This is a genomic window from Moorena sp. SIO4A1 (genome assembly GCF_010672065.1).
GTDB lineage: Bacteria > Cyanobacteriota > Cyanobacteriia > Cyanobacteriales > Coleofasciculaceae > Moorena.
Window position 1 is genome coordinate 1 of the sequence record NZ_JAAHHX010000400.1, and the last position, 1,960, is coordinate 1,960.

General features: G+C 45.1%; 1 protein-coding gene and 1 pseudogene. One reads left to right on the forward strand and one right to left on the reverse strand.

Translation table 11 applies throughout. The annotated features are described in order from the left end of the window. Positions 1-282: pseudogene (locus F6K53_RS38710) on the reverse strand (DNA adenine methylase); the annotation flags it as partial. A 468-nt stretch (positions 283-750) separates the two neighbouring features. Here F6K53_RS38710 and F6K53_RS38715 point away from each other — a divergent pair. Beyond that, complete coding sequence (locus F6K53_RS38715) at positions 751-1,734, forward strand: dienelactone hydrolase (protein WP_293066960.1); 984 nt, start codon at positions 751-753, stop codon at positions 1,732-1,734. Positions 1,735-1,960 lie beyond the last annotated feature (226 nt).

Consider the following 1,960-nt stretch of genomic DNA (forward strand, 5'->3'; position numbering starts at 1 on the left):
ACCGATATTCAAAAAATCGCCTTCCAAATGGCTAGCAAGTTGAAATACAGCTTCATGATCAACTGCTGAATATCGATAGAGCCTGCGCCCAGCTTTTAAATAAGGTGGATCAATAAAATAAATAGCATCGTTGCGGTGATAATTTTGCTCACAAACCTCAAACCCATCCCCGGCAATAAATTGAATTTTTGTCCGGATTTTATCAATGGAAAGTATACGCTTTTTCAGGGTTTCGGGATACCAGCGTGAGGTGATTCCTTTCCCATTTTCCCCATTTTTCATAAAGCTAGTACGATCATTCGATCTTGTAGGATGCGTTAGTGATAGCGTAACGCATCATTAATTCACGGTTAGTTTGCTAAGCACAGAAGTGCTGGATTTCTTGAGGTTGCTCGGTTTCCTAACCATTGATCACAGCGGATGCTCTGGGCAGTGGATTCTCTACTGTAGCAGTAATTCTGTCACCCCAGCACCAGGGGAGAAGACCAAAAACATAACAGACTACCCTCACCGCTATTCAGAAGTCAGCTGTTGGAGACTTTGCCATTTCTGAGTCAGAACGACTCATTGAGGATCAACGAATCCCACACCATTGACTGAAACGGACCCGAAGGCGAAAGGATTGGCTTTTCCCAGAGTGGGTCTCGCGCCGCTAGCCTCAATGCCGTTAGCCTTCCATCTATGGGTGTGCTTCAAAGCTCACTGTAATTGATAAGCTGATTAAAATCTGAATAAATAAGTGTTTGTGGTATGGTTATTCGAGCAATTTTTCAGTCTACCAAAGTAGAAGATGCTTCCTCTCCATATGACACCATTCATTTGAAAGTTTTCTATCCAGCCCTGATGTCAGGCAGCGATCAGGAACAAAATATGGGTATTGTTCCTGCTGATCCTCAGCAGTCTCCCTTCAAAGTCGTCATTTTCTTTAATGGCATAAACTGTAGTCCTGAAGTATATCAGTGGCTTGCTATTAAGTTGGCAGAACGTGGGCTTGTGGTTGTCACTTTCTCCTGGGTTGCCCAAAACTTACCTGGTATAGTAGGTCTGACTCCAGGTGTTGACATCGCAATGTTGAATCCAAACACCTATGGTTCAGCTCCAACAGCCTCTGCTTTACCAAGCCTATTGGTAGCATTAGAGGAATTACAACTTAACGGAGTTCTAGCTGGCCTGCTTGATTTAAAACAGATCATTCTAGGAGGACACTCCGCTGGGGGCAGAGTTGCAATTGAAAGTGCAAATCCACGCTTCTTTCCACAAATTGTGGCTTCTTTTGCCTATGGTGCACATACAGCAGGAGGGAAGCAACTAGGATATCCATCGGGCACAATCTTGCCTTTACCTGATGCTTTACCATTAATGCTGATTGGAGGAACCTGTGATGGAGTTATTGCCAACAGCAGCCATCGCTATGGAGTGACTTGGGAACAAGCAACCACTCCAGTGTTACGCACTTTTAGGGAAGCGATCTCAGCAGGCAGAGACGATAGTTATCTGCTACTTCTAGAGGGAGCCAATCATTTCTCTATTGCTTATCCATTTGATTCCACTACTGGTAGACCTTTCCTAGACTATCCAGCATCTCAACCGGAAGACCTACTACGGAATTTGCTAGCAGAAACAATTGGTTTATTCATTGATGCTCATGTTTCCCATCAACCTCAAGCTTTGTCAGCAATCAATCAATACTTATGTTCTGAGAACCCTTTGATTGCCTCCTTTGAGCGGAAGTAATGTGAAGTACCCCAACCTGCTTCGCTGAGGTTGGGGCTTCCAATTCTCAGGTCAACTCAGGGACGGTTTTATTCGTCTTTCGGGCTTCCCGCGCGCGTCCCCGATGCCTCAAACAGCAAGCTGCAATACGGTCTTACTCAGCGTCCACAGGCAGATATCCGCCTTCCGCAGACATATAGTTTACTCGACAGACTCACCTTGGAATTACGACTCTGTGGTCAACCAG

What these genes read in the sequence shown, in the direction of transcription:
- F6K53_RS38715 (WP_293066960.1), top strand. Translation starts at nt 751, where the DNA reads ATGGTTATTCGAGCAATTTTTCAGTCTACCAAAGTAGAAGATGCTTCC.